The following is an 18730-nucleotide window of genomic DNA, read 5'->3' on the forward strand; positions in this document are numbered from 1 at the left end:
ATTGGTAATTACTTTTCGATTGCCCACTTATTAATTAGGTAAATAGCCATTAGTCAAATCAGATTTATTAATGGCATATTGGCATGCAGAACGTTAATCGAGAGGGCGCGTAGCAATGTCGTTGACCCGAAATTCAAATCAAACAACAAGATCATTTAATGGAGTTACAATTGTGTCAACACTTGCAGAATATAAACTGATCAATTTTGCAACTATGCGTTCAGACGTCTTTCCATCCCAAAGAGGTGGAATCGCAGACTTTTTCCATGCGCCCCTTTGTAATGATTTCAAGTAAGGTCTGAGATTCTCAGGATTTGTCCCTATCAGTTCATTCGAACCTATTGTCACAGTCTCTGGCCTTTCGGTGGAATTTCTTAATGTCATACAAGGAACATTAAGAACAGTTGTTTCTTCTGTTATCCCACCCGAGTCTGTAATAACAGCTTTGCAGTTACTTACAAGATATATAAACTCGAGATACCCAATCGGATCAACCAGAATAAACTTTGAATTATTTATATACTTTGAATTTAGATTTTTCCTGGTTCTGGGGTGTATTGGGAATACAATTGGATGTTCATGTGTCTCATTTGCTATCACATCCAATAGTTTTGTAAGATTGTCAGAATCGTCAACATTGGATGGTCGGTGAAGTGTGACTACGAAATACTTGCGTCTAATAAGATGATATTGTTGCCAAAACTGTGGCTGCCGAAGATTCTCCATATTTTGAAACAATGTATCTATCATCGTGTTTCCTACGAAATGTATACGCGACTGGTCTATCCCGAAGTTTAGCAAATTTCGATTAGCTACTTCGCTTGTGGTAAAGAAATGATCGCAAATGGAATCTGTAACCATGCGATTTATTTCCTCAGGCATGGACATGTCATTCGAACGTATTCCCGCTTCAACATGCACTACCTCTATACATAATTTCTTTGCGGTGATTGTACATGCCATCGTCGATGTTACATCTCCTACTACAAGGACAACGTCGGGTGGATAAGCTAGCAGCTCCTTTTCAAAGCGTACCATGATTGTAGCAGTCTGTTCTGCCTGTGTGCCACTACCAGCTACAAGATTTGCATTTGGTTCGGGTATACCTAGCTGCTCGAAGAAATCGCCACTCATCTTTTTGTCGTAATGCTGACCCGTATGCACAAGTCTATAGCTGAGATAAGTGGATTTTTGAGCTAGTTGAAGCGCCTTAATAATTGGCCCAACCTTCATGAAATTTGGACGGGCTCCCGCTACCAGAGTAATTTTCATAAGTTAATGGCTGGTTGTAAGGGATGACCATAATTGTGAAAATCATGCTCAAGTTGTTCGATTTTATTATCTATTTGTTGAATATCATGATTAAGCTTTTTCAATTCCCAATGATATGAATTAACGCCAGCATCGAATTCGTGGATTAAGGAAGCTGTTTCTTTTATATTATCTTTTGTGGATGCACCAAAAAGAATAGATTCAACACAGGGTAGATTGCACACATATTCTATTGCTTCTTTTACAGGAATGGCTCCTGATGCAAGTACTTGCATGGCTACAATTCTTACTTTTTTTGTATTCAATACCTTTTCATATTCTTTAATACCTCCTGACATTCTAAAACCGATTTTGTTAATGGAAGTACAGATAATAGGATTGTCAATTCCTACCCCGTTTAACACTGATAAAAGTTTAGGCATGTTCATGGTTATGAATCCCGCTTCCGCATTATACTTCTTTTCAACATACAAACTGAATGCTTTCAAAATGTCATTCATTCCCAGCCCTAATAATAGATCGGTGATCACATTTTGCAGAAAAATTACAGGTGTATTGATTCCTTTAAACATTTTCATTTCAGCATCAATTAGTAGCTCCATGATAGACAAGTAGTCCTTAGATAAGTAAGCCACTCCACCTTTAAACAAGGAGCCTAAGAAATTACCTGGTACATATTCTTTCAGCGTTCCTGCAATTCCAAGTTCGGTGACGGCATTTGCATATTTATGTGCATATGGCATGCACGGGTAAATGCTAAATTGTTTATATCGCTCGGGATTTTTTCTTACGTACTCACAAATATTTGCGATCCTGTCATGAGTAGTACACATAAACGTGTTTATGCCATTATCTATCGCATGATCAAGTGTTTTAAGAATGGCCTGATCATTTTTGAACTTAATTGCCTGAGCCCTCGATTTCTCGTCTGAAATGTGGTTAACGGCAAAAAACTGGTTATCGCCAAATAATATTCTATTCATCAGTTTAGGTTTAGGGAATTTATTAATTGCTTGAGCTATTTTTTATCATTTCGATGACTTTATCAGTGTGCCAGGCTGTTTGAAAAGTGTTAATTGTATTTGGAACCTTGCCCTGAACGGCCTTTATGAAATAGTCCATTTGAGAAGTATATTCTTCGCCCCTCAGATAGAAATCGACATTTTCCGTGAGATCGGTTACATATTTTACATTCCATCCTTTGGTGTATCCGTCGGGGCAGGCAGAGGTTTTGAAATGGACTTTCAATTCGTTTGCATCGCATATTATCTTGCCCTTGCTACCTACTATCGTTATTGATGTTGACATCTTGCGATAGGTTTCATCACTCCAGTTTACGGACAGGACGCCTGACAGTTTCGGATTGATCTCCATGAGAGAAAACACCGAATCCTCTACATTTTTAGAATAGAATGATTTAAGTAAGGTTCCTTTTATTTTAGTGATTGGACCAAGGATATTGTTGATAAGATCTATAACATGCGAAGCATAATCAAGCAGGCAGCCCCCGCCCTCTTTAGGATCCGATCTCCAGTTGGTTTGTTGTTTAACTACAACTGGTCCATACGATTCACCTACAAAATGAAATATCTCGCCGATGTACCCGTTGTCAATAAGTTTCTTTACTTCCTGGAAAGTGCCAATAAATTTGTTATGATAACCTACCTGATTAATAAGCATTCTTGTTTTCGCCAATTCGACAAGGCCTTTACCTTCCTGAGAAGTGAGGCACAATGGCTTTTCCGAAAATACATGCCTACCATAGTCCATAACCTTTGTAACCATTGCTGCATGGTATTTCGTTGGCACAGCTACCACTACGGCCTCTGGCTTGGCTTTCTCCAGCATTTCTTCATAATCATTAAAGCAAGGAAAAGGGGAATACTTTTTAAATACATCCAATACCATTTTAGATGTATCGCTTACTCCTACCAATTCTACGTCGGGGTGTGCCCCTAAAATGGATAGATGAGATATCCCCATTTTACCAGCTCCAATCAATGCAATTTTTGTCATGGTTTTCTAAAATTTAGTATTTGGGATTTGAACATTTCATATGCTAGCTTACCTTTTATTAAGAGTTCTGTATCTGGTTGCTCATTTGAAGACCGTTCTATATACTGAATGAGTTTTTCCGGGGTTATTTGAGGTTCATAGTACATCAATCCCTTTTTAATAAGAAAACTGTCAACATCTAATAAGTTGTCCTGATAAACTGAAATTGTAGGTATACCCAAAATCGCCATCTCTCTTGTCATTGAACCACCTGCTCCAATAAACAAGGAACAATTAGCAGCGATATCTTCAAAATGCAAAGGCTTATCGGGTACAGTTAACGATGAAAATTTAGATTGTTTGAAGTGGTTTGTTTGGTTTCTGTCTCTAGGCAATACGGTTATTGAATATTTATTTTGTAATGCAATCAATGTGTCGTCAAGAAAATTCAATCCTCCTTTATAATACTGGGCAGTCAAAGGCTCGGGCCTGACATATAGTCTCACTATTTTGTTAGCTACCTCAGTACGCTTCTTATATATCTTTTCACCTGATCGCCACAAATAAATACCTTCCTTCACCCCGGGATATTGAGTGACCTTCTTTCTGGCTGCTCCTTGCCTAATAACTTTATCCACCGATAAGTTTTCCGGTATAAATACTCTGGTTGCAAAAAGAAATGAAGGAATATTTCCTAGCGCATGTTCATTATCGTTTGTATATATAGAAGGAATTCCCAACAGCTTTGCTACCAATGGAGAATGAAACGAACTTTGAGAAACAGCCAGATCTAGTGAAAGCTTAGCCAAAAAATTTCTTAATTGCAAAACTCTGACAGGATAACCAAATATCTTTTTATGAATTTTCTTTCCATAATGTTCACCGATAACGGTGTAATTCAACGCTTTTTGGTCCAACAGGTCAATAGTGTTAGCTAATGGCCGGCATGTAATTACAACCTCATTTCCTGAATCTTCCAGGTCACGAATTAGGTGATAAAAAAGATTTATGTGAGGCGAGTTGGAGAGATCAAACCAAATTTTCAATGTCCTTGTTTGTGATTTTAATGTAATAAGCTAATGCATAAAAAATCCACGCCTGCGACCATCGCATGTACGGAATTTTGTTTGTATAGTATTTTGTTTTTTGAAAAAAGAAGTAACCTTTAGGCGATTGCATATTTTCAATGGTCCATTTCATCACCTTATCGATTAGTTCCCTATTGCTTTCAAAGCAATTTGATTTTGCCAATGTTATGACCATCTGTGACGGCGCATGAATATCTATAGGGTAAAGAGAATTATTATAATATTTCGATCTCCCTTCCTTATCAAAAAAAGTGTTGAGATAATAAGCCAAACCGTTGTCAAAATTGCCTTGAAAACTTTTGTCTCCCGAATACTTACCGTACTCTGATATGCATTCTAAATTGAATCCTGTATGAAAGTTGTCGATCCATTGATGGAATGGTAATGTGCTGTAGAACCATGACCCATTTGAATTTTGATAATCGCAACAATAAGCAACCGCTTTTTTTGCGGTTCTAATTAATTCATCATCCCTTGTGTAAAGATACAATCGACTTAATAATCTTGCCCCTAATAAGGATGCATTGAAGACAGAGGTGTTGTCAAAGGGAGAATACGAAAATGCAAAGTTGCCATTGTCATTATATGTTCGTTTAAGATCCTTAAGAATAAAGTCCTTGGAGGAAATCGCTTGCTCAAGATATGATCTTTCATTTGTTGCTTCATATGCATCAACGAATGCGTTAGCTACAAAAGTCGTTGCAACAATCGTAGGTGTATATTTCTTTTGAAAAAATGCTCTGGACTCCCAATCAAAGTTATATCCCCAACAATTGCCTGAGTAGCCTTGAGTTCGAAGTGAAATTAACTTACTGGCAAGTACTTTTATTTGTTGGACAGAGTCGTGGCGGAAAGCTTCAATCTCACTTAATTTCGAATATCCCGATATAAATAATGCCAGGCCCTTAGGGTTGATATCCTTTTCGATCCCCAGTGCAGGTCTCAAATTGAAAGGCATCTTTTTTATAAACTGAATCCACATTAACCGACTTAATCGATTTTTGGGCAAGACAGGTGTCGCCTTGAAGACCTTGCTATTTAAACCATCGTATGGATCCCAGCCTCTAAATTGTTCATTATGGCAATACTTTTCCAACAAACTGAAAGAGGCCTTTACAAGCTCACGCATTTAAACAAATTTCTTGAGGTAAGCCAGTTTTTAGACTATCGATTATTTTGAAAGTAGAAAGTGTGGTCAGACAAATCGACCTAAAGCTGATTGGCATCTTGTTACCATCCCGTACAGCTGACAGAAAAGACTTCACTTCTTCCTGATGCCCTTTTCCCGATGATTTCAACTTAATTACTTTATTTCCACTATGGAGGGTTCCAGACTGAAAATCATTAATTACAGCGGTGATACCAGCTCCAGATATTTCAATATGTTCCTTAGGTAAACTTTTATTTCCATTTGCTACATAGGTAAGATTTCCTATGGAACCGTCGTTGAACTTAATTACTATAGAAATGTTATCATCAACTTTCAGTTTCTTATTAGTTGACTGAATGCAGTCAGCATACACTTTCACTGGTTCTGCATCTGTCATAAATTGCATTAAGTCTATAAAATGACACATCTCACCGATTATTCTCCCCGCTCCTATAGCCGGGTTTTGAGTCCAATGGTCCTTGGGGATGAAGCCCGCATTAATGCGTATGTTTATCACAGAAGGCTCTCCGCAATTTTTGAACGCTTCCTTAATAGCTACGCAAATTGGAGCAAAGCGCCTGTTGAAACCCACCATTAATGAAACGTTGCTCGATGCGTCGATTTTTATAATCGCTTGTAATTCCTCTTGAGTGACAGCCAAAGGCTTTTCTACAAAAACAGATTTGCCCGCTTTGATTGATTGGATAACCTGACTTGCATGAGACGAATGCGGCGTAGCAATAAAAACAGTATTTATGTCTGTTTTTTCCAGGATATCTTTAATATCAGCTGAACAAAAATTGAATCCGAACTTTTCAGCAACGTTTTTTGAAGTAATACCTTTAGATGTGACGACAGTGTCTAGAGATGCGCCAAATGACTTCACATTAGGGATAAGATAGCTTTGTGCGAAACTGCCTGCTCCGATAAAAGCGACATTCAATTGTTTTAAAGGCAGATTTTTTACTCGTGTCGATGTAGAAAATTTGCTGCTTCCGTCTTTGTATTTTAACAAGATTCCAATATGTGGTACTTGTGTTTTACCGAGAACGATGTTGTAAGCTTCTTCTGCCTGGACAATATTAAATGTGTGAGTTACTAAAGGTTTTACGTTGATAAGTCCTTTAGAAATCATTTCGAGGAATACGGACATGTTTCTTTGTTCTGTCCATCTTACATAAGCAAAAGGGTAGTCAATACCCCCCTCTTCATAATCAGTATCGTACCTTCCAGGACCATAAGAGCAGGATATTCTTAATTCCAGTTCCTTCCTGTAAAAGTAGGGGTCCCGGGGCACATCCATTTTGACGGCGCCTACCACTACAATTCTACCTTTTTTGCGACTTATCTCTGTCGATAACACAATTGGGTCATTGGTCGGTGCCGCAGCGGTAATTATCACGCTATCGAAACCATGTCCGTTTGTAAAATTATCACAAGCGCTCATTAGATTTATGTCACTCCTGTGAAGTGCTTTAGAAATTCCAAGTTCATTGGCCAGTAAGATGAGCCTTTCTGAAAGGTCTATCCCGAAAACGTCACAACCATTTGCTTTCAAAAGTTGAGCTGTCAATTGTCCAAGAAGACCTAAACCGACTACACAGACTTTTTCCCCTAGCTTTGGTTCTGCTTGACGTACACCTTGCAGGGCAATTGCCCCCAGAGTAGTAAAGGCAGCTTCTTCGAAACTGACATTTTCAGGTATTTTAACTACCAGATGTTGCGGAACGCTGACAATTTCCGCATGAGACGCATAGTCCTGACCTGCACACGCAACTCTATCACCTGGTTGAAAGCTACCACCATCGTCGAGAGAACTTAACACAGTGCCAGCTGTACTATAGCCCATAGCTTTCAATGAATCAAGCTTTGTTTTAACTTTATTAATAGTTGCAGTGAAACCTTCTTTCTTGATGTTTGCTAACACCTGGGCCACGAGGTCCGGACGCTGTCTCGCTTTTCCCAATAAATTTGCCTGCGCAACTTTAATAGTGCTCCGTTCCGTACCTGAACTAATTAGTGAAAATTTATTTTCCACCAATACCATTCTTTCTGACATGGACGGCATTGGTACATCGTCTACATACAATTTTCCTGACTTAAAGTTTTGAATTAATTGTTTCAATGATTATACGTTTACGAGGTTTTATCTAAATATTCTCTACACCATAATTCGAGAGTTAAAAGTTGATAGATTTGGTAAGCATTATCTGCTAAACCTCCTCTGTCATTCTCAATCATTTTCTTTATGAAAGGGTAATTGAAAAACCCTCTGCTTACAATATTTCGTTCGCTTAACAAATCATCGACCATATCACTAAGTTCATTCGAAATCCAAGAACGGATCGGTGCACCAAAAGCCGCCTTTGGCCGATAAATAATTTTGTTAGGCAGATACTTTTCAGCAGATTTTTTAAGAACGTATTTCAGCGTGCCTCCTTTTATCTTAAGAGAACCAGGTATTTGCATTGCCTTAGACACTACAAGCTTATCTATAAAAGGTACTCTTACTTCAACCGATGCTGCCATAGATGCGCGATCAGTATAAGTCAAATTCAGTCCCAACATAAACATTTGTGTATCTATATTACACATCTGGTTTACAGGATCATTCTTATATTTTGCTTTGAATAAATCATTATGGTCGCAAACAATATTTGGTACAAAAGATGCGTATTCGTCCCGTAGCATTTGCTTTAATTCATAAGTATCAAAATATGAGTAACTTCTCATGTATGCTTCAGAGAAAGGAAGAGTAGCAAAACTCAGAAATCGTCTAAGCCACCTTCCGAGTTTAAATCCATTTCCGAAAATCTTGACAGGAATACGCTTGGCTATCTTGGCAATCGCGAATTTTAGAAAAACCGGAAGTTTATTATATTTTAATGCCAAAAGGGTGGCTTTGTGTCGTCTATACCCCAAATAGATTTCGTCTGCGCCCATCCCGGATAATATAACCTTTACTCCTTCCTGCCGAGCAGCCCTGCAGATTAGATAAGTATTTATTGCTGCAGGATCTCCAATTGGCTCATCTAAAGTGCGCGCCATTCTAGGAAGTTCCGATAAGATATCTGCATCGATCTTAATTACATTGTGGTCTAAATTGAAAATGCTGGCAACGATCTTGGCATATTTTTCATCTTCAGGCATTTGTTCTATCTTCTTGTCCCTTTTTGAGGTTGAAATTGTATACGTAGATAAATCATGCTGTGCCTTCTTTGCGATGGCAATGATTAACGATGAGTCTAAACCTCCGCTCAAAAATCCACTTACTGGTACATCAGCGACCATGTGACGTTTCACTGAGTCAGAAAGTGTATCGGCCACATCACTAATAATTTCGTTCTCACTGTCATCGTTAATTAAAGAATCATCAAATTCCCAATACTTAGAAATTTTAATGCCTTCGTCATTACTAAATGTTAGATAATGAGCGGGGGGTAATTTATGACACCCTTTAAACATTGTGTCGTCTCCAGCAACCCAGAGATAGTTTAGACAGCTTACTAACGATTTAGGGTTAATGGTTTTATCAAATCCGGGAATATCGACTAAGGTTTTCAGTTCTGAGCTAAAAGCAAAGGCCCCATTTATATATGTATAGAAAAGCGGCTTTATCCCAAAGTGATCTCTCGCAATGATCATAGATTTCTTAACTGTATCATAGAGGGCGAAAGCAAACATACCGATTAGGTGATCAAGTGCTCGAAGACCATAACAGTTAAACATCTCAAGTATGACCTCCGTATCAGAATTGGTAACAAACTTAATCCCATAATTTAACTGCAACTGTGCTCGAAGTTCCTTGTAATTATAGATTTCCCCATTGAAAACAATAAGTAAATTATTTTTAATAAAAGGTTGATTTGCAGCAGCTGACAGGTCGAGAATGGATAACCTTTGATGCGCAAAAGCAATAAAATCATCCTGCCAAATTGATTGATTGTCCGGACCTCGATGTCTTTGTATTTCATTTGCCAATTGGGCCAATTGCAAATTATCGTCGAATCCAGAAAATCCTGCTAATCCACACATATAAAGTAGGTAACCTAATTTAAAATTCTTTGATCGAATAATCGTTGGTTGGCGCTCTTGCAATGTTTTGTGACTTCATCGGATAATAATAAGCCATAGTATGCGCCAGGAATAGAGATCACTACAATAGAGATAGCTTACAGAATTTTTTCGAAATAGTAACGTTGTTTAATTCTTGTAGGCTTCGATTCTTTACATTTATTATAATGGTCAAGAATAAAAAGGAGAATTAATTTTGCGAAGTTTGTATCATCTGTTTGTATAATTCTTGAAATTCGAATCCTACGGCTGAAGCACTAAAGCGCACAACTAATTCCGGATTTTGTCGTCTCATTTTATCTTGAATCAATGTGTCGTTAACTAGCACAATAATCTTTTCTGAGATATCATCAATGTTTCCAGCGTCTATAAACAGACAGTTCGAGTTTTCAATAAGATAGTTTAAGGCAAAACGAACTCTTGTAGTAATCAGTGGAATTCCACATCTAAGGGCTTCAACCAGGGCCATTGGCATTCCTTCAGGAAAATGGGACGGAAAAATAAATATATCCGCAGACTGGATTAGTGAAGCGATCTCATCGTGAGGAATTAAGCCTAACCATATTATCGATTCATCTACCAAGAGATCCTGGGCAAGTCGACGAGACGATGCCAATTCTGGACCATCACCAGCAACAACCAATATATATGCTGGATTTATCTCTAAGATAATTTTAAGCGCTGCGATGAGGTCATCTAATCCTTTTCCTTTCACTATACGCGAAACAAATAAAATATAAGTTTTATTGGTATTCTTAGCAAAAAATGTACATCTTTTAACTTCGTTTAGATTTACAATATTCTTTACGACTTCCAGCTTGTGGACATTCCCAAATTTTAACACAAATTGTGTCTTTTCAATTTCCGACAAGACTCCTATTTTCTTCGCTCCAACGAAAAATAGCCTTATTAAAAATCGATATACACTGCTCTTAGTGTTTATCAAATCACTGCTGCCATGTAGCTTGAATATTAATCTTTGTCCAAAAAGATAACAGAAAATTGAAAACGGAAGGTCGCGTAATAACGATCTTCTATCAAATGCAGTATTTATGTGAACTATTTGAGGGCGATATGTAGCTATTTGATAAATGAATATAATGAAGACTTGTATTGTATTGATAACTTTTCTTACATGCCCTTCTTTTTGATGGACCAGAGATCCACCATCCACTTTGCTTCCGTAATCAAAAGTGCGTATTTTGAATTGTTCATTTTTATTAAAATAGTCTACCAGAAATGGTAGGTGAGTAGTAGGTCCACCCATTTTCAGTTTCTTAGAAGGAATGCCCATTAATATTTTTGTTTCTCTAATCATAAATAAGCTTAAATGATTGTGGAACGAATAGACAATCCTTTCGGATTCGTAATAAGTAAGCTATGCCTCGCGTTGATGTTTCGGTGGATGCTTAAAGTAAAAGCGTTGCCAGAGGCCTAAAGCTTTAGCAATGTTTTCCAAATAACCACCAGCATCATTTATAGAATAACGAGGTATTAAGTAAGGGTCTGCATGCGTTACTTTAATGACGGCCGGAAAAGTAGTAAAACATAATTTATATCCACATTCCTTTGCAATGCTAATCGTATCTGAATTATAGTCACCATTTGGATAAGCAAGATATTCTATTTCTTTCTTTAACCATTTCGTCAAAATTTCTTTGGAATGTAAGAGCTCCTTTCGTTGAACTTCAACCGAACATCGTTTTAATATCGGATGACTTACAGTATGTGAACCAATAGTAATTAGCTCTTTTTCGCTTATTAATTTCAGTTCATCTAAATCAATACAACTTCTATCTAAAATGAAATTAGCTTTTAATAAGGCGACTTTGTCATAGAATTTTTCGAATGTCAATTTTTTGAACTCGTCAACGTTCTTGATCTTTGTTAAGAAACGCTGTCTTTTTATTCTAGCATATTCGAACCAATAATTCCCGTTAATTACTGGATCGGTAGGTATAAAAATAGTAACTGGGATTCTGTACTTCTCAATTATTGGCAAAAGCTCTAAATTTGGCTTCCATCCATCGTCGAAAGTTATGCATACCATCTTCCCAGTCAATTCTTTTCGAGTCAATAATAATAATTCTAATTCTTTCGTTGAGATAAATTGATACTTATTGTTTGCCAGCCAAAGAATTACCTTATGAAAAATATCTTTAGATGGATTATGAAAATAAATCGATAAGATGCCACTGGTGTTTGATTTTCGTAGCTTATACACTGCAATTAGAAAAAATGCGATTGCTTCTTTCAAGAGTTTCATAAGTAATTGAAATGTTGTTTGGCATCATTCGATAGACTATTAATGGGCATTCGGTTTTGAAGCTGATTCATTTCAAAGCCAAATTATTATATTGGATAAGGTAATCCTTTGCAGTCGTTTGAATAGAGAATTTATCTCGCGCGTAACTACATGCCTTGATCAATGTAAGATGAAAATCTTCATTACCAACTTGAGAAATTATAAGTTTGATAGCTTCCGCACAGCTCGCCGCATCTCCATTTTCAAACTTGAATCCATACTTCCCGTTTCCAATTATTTCGAGGGGTCCATCACTGGTAGAGACTAAAACTGGTATTTTTGCGGCAATACCCTCCACAACTGTCAAACCAAATCCTTCATAAATAGAAGGTTGCACTAACAGGTGATAATTAGACAAGTTATCATAAATATATTTTCGATCTTTTAACCCTAAAAAACGTACACAATCTTTTAGACCAAGCCTTGATGTCAGCTCTTCCAGATAATGTAGAGAGGGCCCTTCCCCTATAAAATCAATAGATACGTTGTTGAGGCCGTTTTCGAATATCAAAACATTTAAAGCTTGTAATAAAATATGTTGTCCCTTTACTTCGTGAATCAACCTGCTGATGACCACAATGTTAAATTTGCTTTCGTAAGCATATTTATCTTTAACCTTTATTTTCGAAAAGTCAATTCCATTGTAGACAACAGTGGATTTCAATGTACCTCTTCGGTATATGTCCCTTTCTACCGCATCAGATATTGAAAATAGTTTATCATATTTTGTCAGGTACTTCAACGGTTTGTTCACTGAATGTAATGTCAAACATGTTTTAAAAATTGCCTTAAACAATATTACCCTGATTCCATTATGATTATGAAAGTGAATAATATCTGGTTTGATTTTAAATAGACGATAATTTAGATTTAAAATTCTAAATATGTCAAAACTGCCTTCTTTTCTGTTGATTAAGTGGATTGAAACATTCTTCTCGATAGTGGAAAGAAGTTCTTTATTGTAAATATTGTTGACAATCATTAAATCAACTTCCTCTGTTCTAGCTTGTAGATTTATTATGTCCACGAGCATAGTTTCAGCACCGTCTGGAGCAAAAGAAAAAATAACATGTAAGATCTTCATGTTGCCGGTTGCTTTAATTTATCAGCAATGATTGGCCATCAGCCTGGTGAGATAGTTATTTACTAACCATTATTTTTATGCCGAAGACGTTTTTGAGAAGGGAAAAGCCTTTTAATTTATACCTTATTGATATAGGAATTTTTTTGTAAAAGCTTTCTAAGAATAATACGACGCCGGCGTTCAAACAATAATATCCAGTTTTTTTACTACCTATAAAGAATTTAGGCTTCTTGAATCCGATGGAGATTAGTTGTTGTTTCAATTCTGCATAGTTATACTCTTTCAAGTGGAGTCCTTCTGGGGTCATAGAATAATGCCTCGATATATCATATGGACCAGTTAAACCATTTGGAGTAATTATAATTAGCCTTCCCCCCGGCGTCAACATATTATAACACTGGGCAAGATGGTCGGGAGTGTCATCGGGATGTAGATGCTCAAAAACCTGATTACTGTAAATAATGTCAATGGAATTGTCTGGCTCCGAGAACTGTATACCGTCGAATATTTTTAAATGAAGATTATTAGGTGCATTTTCGATATGTGGAGCTGTTTCTGCAACTTCGTATGCAATGACATCCTTAACATATTTTGCTATTTCGATACTTAAAAGGCAATTTCCTGCACCAACCTCTACGAAAACCAAATTGGATTGCAGGAAAGGTTTTAACAGCTCAATTTGCCAGCCGATTTTGTGTGACATATCGGACTTTGGATTATAAGCGATATTCGGAAATTTGCTAAATAATTCTCCATATAGCGCCTTATAAGCGTGCTTTCTTTCTGTGGTGTTACTCAGTCTCAACTTTTGAGCTAATTCTTTTTCCAAAATATATTGTGCATATTTATTGTCTTCCATAGATCAGTATTTTATGATGCAAAATTTACAAATTTCTTTGCAGGAGTTCATCCTGGAGCTCTACCTGCATTTTATTCATTCATTTAGCGGGTTATAAATAAGTGAACCTATATAGGCATATGTTCCTTTTATTTTTTAATTTATTATTAAAAACCGAGAGCGGGTATAAAAACAAGATAACCAACCCATATAGCAATTTCAATAGAAGGAATGTAAATTTGGTAGCAATTCTCCCGCTGTATTTAAGATGATATCTTCTACACGATAAAATGCCTGCCCTAATCTTGATATTGTCGACATTTTTGGATGAGGCTTTGGCCGCTGCAGGTGTAAAAACGATTTTGGAAGTACACAATACCGGAATTCCTAATTTATTTGCTCGCTTACAAAAATCGGTTTCTTCATAATATAAAAAATATGAGGAGTCAAATCCGCCTATTTTATAAAAAGCTTTTTTATTAAGTAGCATCAAAGCGCCTGAAACGTAATCAACAACATAGTCGTCAATATCATTTTTTTGTTTTCGATAATGAACCCATTTGTCTAACATTTTGATATACACCAAATCGATAACAGCTATAGAAAAAAAACAGCTTAACAAATTTGGGAACTTCAAATAATGATATTCGATCTTTGGATTTTTTCCTGACAGGATTAAGTCACAGGACAAATCTGATGGATAAATATCAAACTTTTCAATTTTTAGGTCTGGGTTAAGAATCAACAACGAATCGTATTTACTTTTTGAAACACCCAAATTTATGGCAGCTCCATATCCCATATTGTAAGTAGGATAAATTACTTTAACAGAATCTGATTCGAAAATTTCCAAATCATCGCTGCTGTTGTTGATCAATAATATTTCACCGCATTCCTTAACCTTTTCAATAACATTAGAAATTATAGCGGGTAACAAATGTTTTGAATAGTAGAGGACAATGATAACAGATATTTTGTTCGTACTCATACTTTTGCGATAAACTTAATCATCTCAAGACGTGCGTCTAGTGGGCTTCCTTTTTTGCCTGAAGAAAGACGCTAAATGTAGTAAGGTTTTCTTGAGTGAATTCTTTTAACCGATTGGATAACTTTAGTGTATCAATATTTGATTTTGCTGTTTCCTTTATTTCGAAAATAATTGTATTTCTACTCTCGTTAAGCAGTCGGCGGTGGGTTGAATAGGGTTCTCTGTTGATAATGAAGTTTTTCCGACCTCTGATAATTTTCCATTCAAGATCAGAATACTGCCAATGCCCATCCCAGGTGTCAGCCGTTCCACACGATTTGAATCCAATATCATGAGACTGTAGTCCACCTGGTTTTAACCATTTTGAAATATTCATGTAAGTTCCACGCAAATCGTCTACGGCTTGTAGCACTGCTTGGGAAAATACCATATCTACTGATCCCGGTTCAATAGACTTCGCTTGATTCCAAGGAACTTTGTATTGAAGGAACTCATTCTTATTCCAAAAGTCAGTCCCATTCATATTGACTAATGATTCCCTTATTTTAGCGACCCTTTTGTCCTTTAAAGTTTCTTCCATAATACTATTAGGTAAAATATGGAAAGGGAAACTATAATCCTCCAATAGGGGTCTTAGTCGAGGAAACTCGTTTTCGCCTGGAATATTTGTTCTAAGGGCAAAGAGTTCCAGAATCTCATCAAAAATCTTTAAATTTTGACGTTGATTTGCATAGTATTTGATGTCCAAAGCAAGGTACTTTTCTACACCTGAGAAAAGAGCCGCTATGCCAGTTCCTAATGAATCACCGGGTCCAAGTTCAGCAACAGTTTTTGGAATCGAAGTCAACCCGTTTTGAAAAGCATATGTTAAATGCCTTAACCAAACCGAATAGCAATATCTAGCGTTTGAAGTTCCTCCTGTATGTTTATTGAATTCGTAGAAATATTCAATTCCAGGGATGCTCTTTAAAATGCCTTTTATTAAATATTTCGCTTTCATTTGTTACTCATGGAGTGTGTTTGGATTCGATCCGTGTTGAACAAAGCAATATGCAGAAATTTCCGTTTTTAAGACTTGTTGCCATCATTTAATGCCGGCGTCCATTGGCTGTAGGAGTGGAACGTTTGTTTCATGTTGCTTCAATTCCAAATATTTTGAACATATTCCTATCAATCCCATTGATATTATCCATGAATGTAAAGTTCCAGTCCCCATGCTAAACACTAAAAACATACACAATATCGAAAACCCAAAGGCCGAAATTTGCTTATCAACAACCCTTTTTTTGAATAAATACGATATTATACTAGCTATAAATATCAGCGTAACAAAAATACCTACCGATCCCTGTTCGATTAAAAGTTGATAGAAATAACTCTCGAAACCTTCAAAGTCAGGATCACTGGTTCTCTCTTGTTCCGTACTGGCCCATCCCAAATCTTCTTCTATATAATAAAGGCCATTACCAAAAATTGGATTTTTCAGAAATTCATTATAACTAGCTTGTAACTGCAATGTTCGCATATTTAGTGAACTCCCAGAAGTATTACCACCGTTTACACGAAATGCATCTACCGTGTTTTCAACTGATTCATGTATAATTGGTATATTATATATCACACAGCAAATAAATCCAATGGCTATTAGCATTTTAATTTTTGCCAAGGTTCGAAATGCCAAAAGAATAAAAATTATCAACCCTATAGCAAATGCCAAAAGCGGTGTTCTTGAATTTGCAAGGATCAGATTCGTAGTAGCTAACAACATAACGACGATACTAAGTTGCTTTAGCTGTTTCAGGTAGAAGAAACTGTAAAATGCTAACAAAGAGAATATTCCACACAAGTAGCCATAGTATATCGGGTGGGAAACAAAAGAATTTATTCTAAATCTTCCACTACCCTGGGCGTAGTCATCGAAAGGTGAAACTGAACGATATAAAGTAGTTATCAAATGATCGAGCGGATTGCTAAGAGTGAAAAAATTGAAGATTCCGTAAATACCCATGATTAAAGAAGATACTAATAAAAATTTCACCAATTTTTCCCAATCTTGAGTTTTGGTAATGTTGATGTAACATAACAACGAGACAAATATCGTTTGTACGAAATAATCGAGCGGTCTATAAATTTTCAGAACCAAGCCTATCCTCTCATCAAAGACACCGATAGTTAAAACTCCAACTAGAAAAATTATCATTGAAGACACTAAAGGGTAATATTTGATCTTAGGGATCAATTTTCCGGACTTAACTATTTCAGAAAACATCAAGCTATAAATCAATAAGCGATCGAATGACATTTTCGTGGGAAATTCAATAATCATAATTCTATCTGAAAAAAATAGAATACCAGTGAAAAACCATATCAATCTCTTTACTCCTGAAGACTGTAAAATCCCCCAAAAGAAAACAATAGCAGCAACTAGAAAGAATAATTTTCCCATTAAGCCTCAGGCTTTAATTTATAAAATTTAAGCCGATATGGTTTTACCAACTTTATCAGGTTCGTATCTTTTAATATAAGAAATTGGTAGACACCAAAATAAAGTGTACAACAGGTAGTAGCACATATCAAAATCAGCAAGTCATTGATCAGATATGTATACAAAACATAAGAAATTGCAAAAAAGGGAAGCGTAAAAAAAAGATTGTAGATAAATTTCTTTAACGGAAAACTGATATTAATATACTTTTTTACGAAATACAAAGAAATTATTGTCACTAAAGATTCACACAGTAACTGTGACACGGCGACAGCATTTTGATGATAGCGGGGTATAAAAATCAAATTAATAACAAGACCCAATATCATTCCAATAAGAGCTAAAAGCACCATTAGACTGTCCTTCTGAAAAACACTAAGAATTTGAAGACAAAAGATTTGACCAAATGCGACCAGTAAAATCACTGGAGCCATTATCTTAATACAAATTATTGAAGGAAGGAAATCTTGTCCAGCAAAAACCATCGTTAGCGGCTTCGCGAACAGATATACAAACAAAGTAATTGGTATTCCTAGAATTATTACAAAATTCATCGACTTTTCTATAATTGCTATAAAAGCACTCTTATCGTCTCTGTGAAGCAATGAATTCAAATTTGGTATAAGTACGGCCGAGACTGCCCCAAAAAAAGATATAAAAATTCGAACTATTTTATCTGCCGTATAGAAGTAACCAACTGCGGATGTTGAAGACAAAAAGCCGAGCAATGTTGTGGGAAGTATTGTATAGATTTTGGTCAGTACAATATACATTCCTAAAACCAAAAGTGGTTTGAAGTGAGCTGCTAGTCGGTTTACTTGTATTGCTCCAATTCTTTGGACATATTTTTTTGCATAATTTAAGTTAGTTAATGCGGTCACGACGAACTGCAATACATAAATTAAGAAATATAAGGAAACGTCCGTTGACTTTTTTACGAATAGAAAAACTGCGACAATCGTCAAAAGCTTAATCACCAAACTCCTTATAGTTATGTATTTAAAGTCGCTGACGCCGAAAAAAAGCCATTCAATGGAAAAAGCCTGTGATAAAATAAATAGACCGCCAGCAATAGTCAACAGCTTATAACTGTCAAATCGGTTATAAAACGATAAAGAAGCAAAATAGATGCATAACAATATAACAGTTAGAAATATATGTACAACTAATATTTCGTAAAATAGCACAGACCTTTTTCGTACATCACTTCCTACGCTTGCAATTTCCCTGACACCATACACGGACAAACCAAGTGCTGCGATGATAATAAAATTTTGGCAGTAAGACAATATAAAATTACAAACACCCAAACCTTCGGCCCCGACTATTCTAGACAAATAAGGAAACGTCAAGAGTGGAAAAACGAAATTTGACCCAGTTAGTAATATATTGTAAAACAAACTCTTCTTCATCTCTGACTATGGGAGTTCGATGCGGGCTGTTGCGGCAAG

15 protein-coding genes are annotated in these 18730 nt (G+C 36.3%); all 15 read right to left on the minus strand.

Annotated elements, in window-relative coordinates; all coding sequences use genetic code 11:
* Window positions 1-138: 138 nt before the first annotated feature.
* Window positions 139-1272, minus strand: a complete 1134-nt coding sequence (gene wecB / locus VK664_RS15605; protein WP_461399611.1) for a non-hydrolyzing UDP-N-acetylglucosamine 2-epimerase — start codon at window positions 1270-1272, stop codon at window positions 139-141.
* The gene (locus VK664_RS15610; protein WP_461399612.1) at window positions 1269-2255 is read right to left on the minus strand and encodes a hypothetical protein; all 987 of its coding nucleotides are present in this window, start codon (window positions 2253-2255) and stop codon (window positions 1269-1271) included. Before VK664_RS15610 ends, wecB begins: the two co-directional genes overlap by 4 nt.
* 22 nt (window positions 2256-2277) lie before the next feature.
* A complete protein-coding gene (locus VK664_RS15615; protein WP_461399613.1) occupies window positions 2278-3288 on the minus strand; it encodes a Gfo/Idh/MocA family protein in 1011 nt (336 codons plus the stop codon).
* Window positions 3285-4313, minus strand: coding sequence for a DUF354 domain-containing protein (locus tag VK664_RS15620; protein ID WP_461399614.1), 1029 nt, complete (start codon window positions 4311-4313; stop codon window positions 3285-3287). Before VK664_RS15620 ends, VK664_RS15615 begins: the two co-directional genes overlap by 4 nt.
* Window positions 4297-5454 carry a prenyltransferase/squalene oxidase repeat-containing protein gene (locus VK664_RS15625; RefSeq protein WP_461399615.1) on the minus strand — a complete coding sequence of 386 codons (1158 nt, stop codon included), beginning with the start codon at window positions 5452-5454 and terminating at the stop codon, window positions 4297-4299. Before VK664_RS15625 ends, VK664_RS15620 begins: the two co-directional genes overlap by 17 nt.
* Before the next feature lie 22 nt (window positions 5455-5476).
* Window positions 5477-7630 carry a bi-domain-containing oxidoreductase gene (locus VK664_RS15630; protein WP_461399616.1) on the minus strand — a complete coding sequence of 718 codons (2154 nt, stop codon included), beginning with the start codon at window positions 7628-7630 and terminating at the stop codon, window positions 5477-5479.
* Window positions 7631-7641: 11 nt separating this feature from the next.
* Window positions 7642-9603 (minus strand): asparagine synthase (glutamine-hydrolyzing), encoded by a 1962-nt coding sequence (gene asnB, locus VK664_RS15635; RefSeq protein WP_461399617.1) that lies wholly within the window; start codon window positions 9601-9603, stop codon window positions 7642-7644.
* A 166-nt stretch (window positions 9604-9769) separates the two neighbouring features.
* On the minus strand, window positions 9770-10897 hold the full coding sequence (locus VK664_RS15640; RefSeq protein ID WP_461399618.1) for a glycosyltransferase family 4 protein: 1128 nt from the start codon (window positions 10895-10897) through the stop codon (window positions 9770-9772).
* A 60-nt stretch (window positions 10898-10957) separates the two neighbouring features.
* On the minus strand, window positions 10958-11845 hold the full coding sequence (locus VK664_RS15645; protein ID WP_461399619.1) for a polysaccharide deacetylase family protein: 888 nt from the start codon (window positions 11843-11845) through the stop codon (window positions 10958-10960).
* 67 nt (window positions 11846-11912) lie between these two features.
* Window positions 11913-12968 carry a glycosyltransferase gene (locus VK664_RS15650; RefSeq protein WP_461399620.1) on the minus strand — a complete coding sequence of 352 codons (1056 nt, stop codon included), beginning with the start codon at window positions 12966-12968 and terminating at the stop codon, window positions 11913-11915.
* Window positions 12969-13023: 55 nt separating this feature from the next.
* Window positions 13024-13827, minus strand: coding sequence for a class I SAM-dependent methyltransferase (locus VK664_RS15655; protein WP_461399621.1), 804 nt, complete (start codon window positions 13825-13827; stop codon window positions 13024-13026).
* Window positions 13828-13918: 91 nt separating this feature from the next.
* Window positions 13919-14794 carry a glycosyltransferase gene (locus VK664_RS15660; protein ID WP_461399622.1) on the minus strand — a complete coding sequence of 292 codons (876 nt, stop codon included), beginning with the start codon at window positions 14792-14794 and terminating at the stop codon, window positions 13919-13921.
* Window positions 14795-14831: 37 nt separating this feature from the next.
* Complete coding sequence (locus VK664_RS15665) at window positions 14832-15794, minus strand: methyltransferase domain-containing protein (RefSeq protein WP_461399623.1); 963 nt, start codon at window positions 15792-15794, stop codon at window positions 14832-14834.
* Between the two features lie 84 nt (window positions 15795-15878).
* Window positions 15879-17240, minus strand: coding sequence for an O-antigen ligase family protein (locus VK664_RS15670; RefSeq protein WP_461399624.1), 1362 nt, complete (start codon window positions 17238-17240; stop codon window positions 15879-15881).
* On the minus strand, window positions 17240-18691 hold the full coding sequence (locus tag VK664_RS15675; RefSeq protein WP_461399625.1) for an oligosaccharide flippase family protein: 1452 nt from the start codon (window positions 18689-18691) through the stop codon (window positions 17240-17242). The genes VK664_RS15670 and VK664_RS15675 overlap by 1 nt, the downstream gene beginning before the upstream one ends.
* Between the last annotated feature and the right edge of the window lie 39 nt (window positions 18692-18730).

It is taken from the genome of Flavitalea sp., from assembly GCF_035489435.1.
Taxonomy (GTDB): Bacteria; Bacteroidota; Bacteroidia; order Chitinophagales; family Chitinophagaceae; genus DATHKG01.

What these genes read in the sequence shown, in the direction of transcription:
- VK664_RS15675 (WP_461399625.1), bottom strand. Translation starts at nt 18,691, where the DNA reads ATGAAGAAGAGTTTGTTTTACAATATATTACTAACTGGGTCAAATTTC.
- VK664_RS15610 (WP_461399612.1), bottom strand. Translation starts at nt 2,255, where the DNA reads ATGAATAGAATATTATTTGGCGATAACCAGTTTTTTGCCGTTAACCAC.
- VK664_RS15640 (WP_461399618.1), bottom strand. Translation starts at nt 10,897, where the DNA reads ATGATTAGAGAAACAAAAATATTAATGGGCATTCCTTCTAAGAAACTG.
- VK664_RS15615 (WP_461399613.1), bottom strand. Translation starts at nt 3,288, where the DNA reads ATGACAAAAATTGCATTGATTGGAGCTGGTAAAATGGGGATATCTCAT.
- wecB (WP_461399611.1), bottom strand. Translation starts at nt 1,272, where the DNA reads ATGAAAATTACTCTGGTAGCGGGAGCCCGTCCAAATTTCATGAAGGTT.
- VK664_RS15665 (WP_461399623.1), bottom strand. Translation starts at nt 15,794, where the DNA reads ATGAAAGCGAAATATTTAATAAAAGGCATTTTAAAGAGCATCCCTGGA.
- VK664_RS15650 (WP_461399620.1), bottom strand. Translation starts at nt 12,968, where the DNA reads ATGAAGATCTTACATGTTATTTTTTCTTTTGCTCCAGACGGTGCTGAA.
- VK664_RS15660 (WP_461399622.1), bottom strand. Translation starts at nt 14,794, where the DNA reads ATGAGTACGAACAAAATATCTGTTATCATTGTCCTCTACTATTCAAAA.
- VK664_RS15670 (WP_461399624.1), bottom strand. Translation starts at nt 17,240, where the DNA reads ATGGGAAAATTATTCTTTCTAGTTGCTGCTATTGTTTTCTTTTGGGGG.
- VK664_RS15645 (WP_461399619.1), bottom strand. Translation starts at nt 11,845, where the DNA reads ATGAAACTCTTGAAAGAAGCAATCGCATTTTTTCTAATTGCAGTGTAT.
- VK664_RS15655 (WP_461399621.1), bottom strand. Translation starts at nt 13,827, where the DNA reads ATGGAAGACAATAAATATGCACAATATATTTTGGAAAAAGAATTAGCT.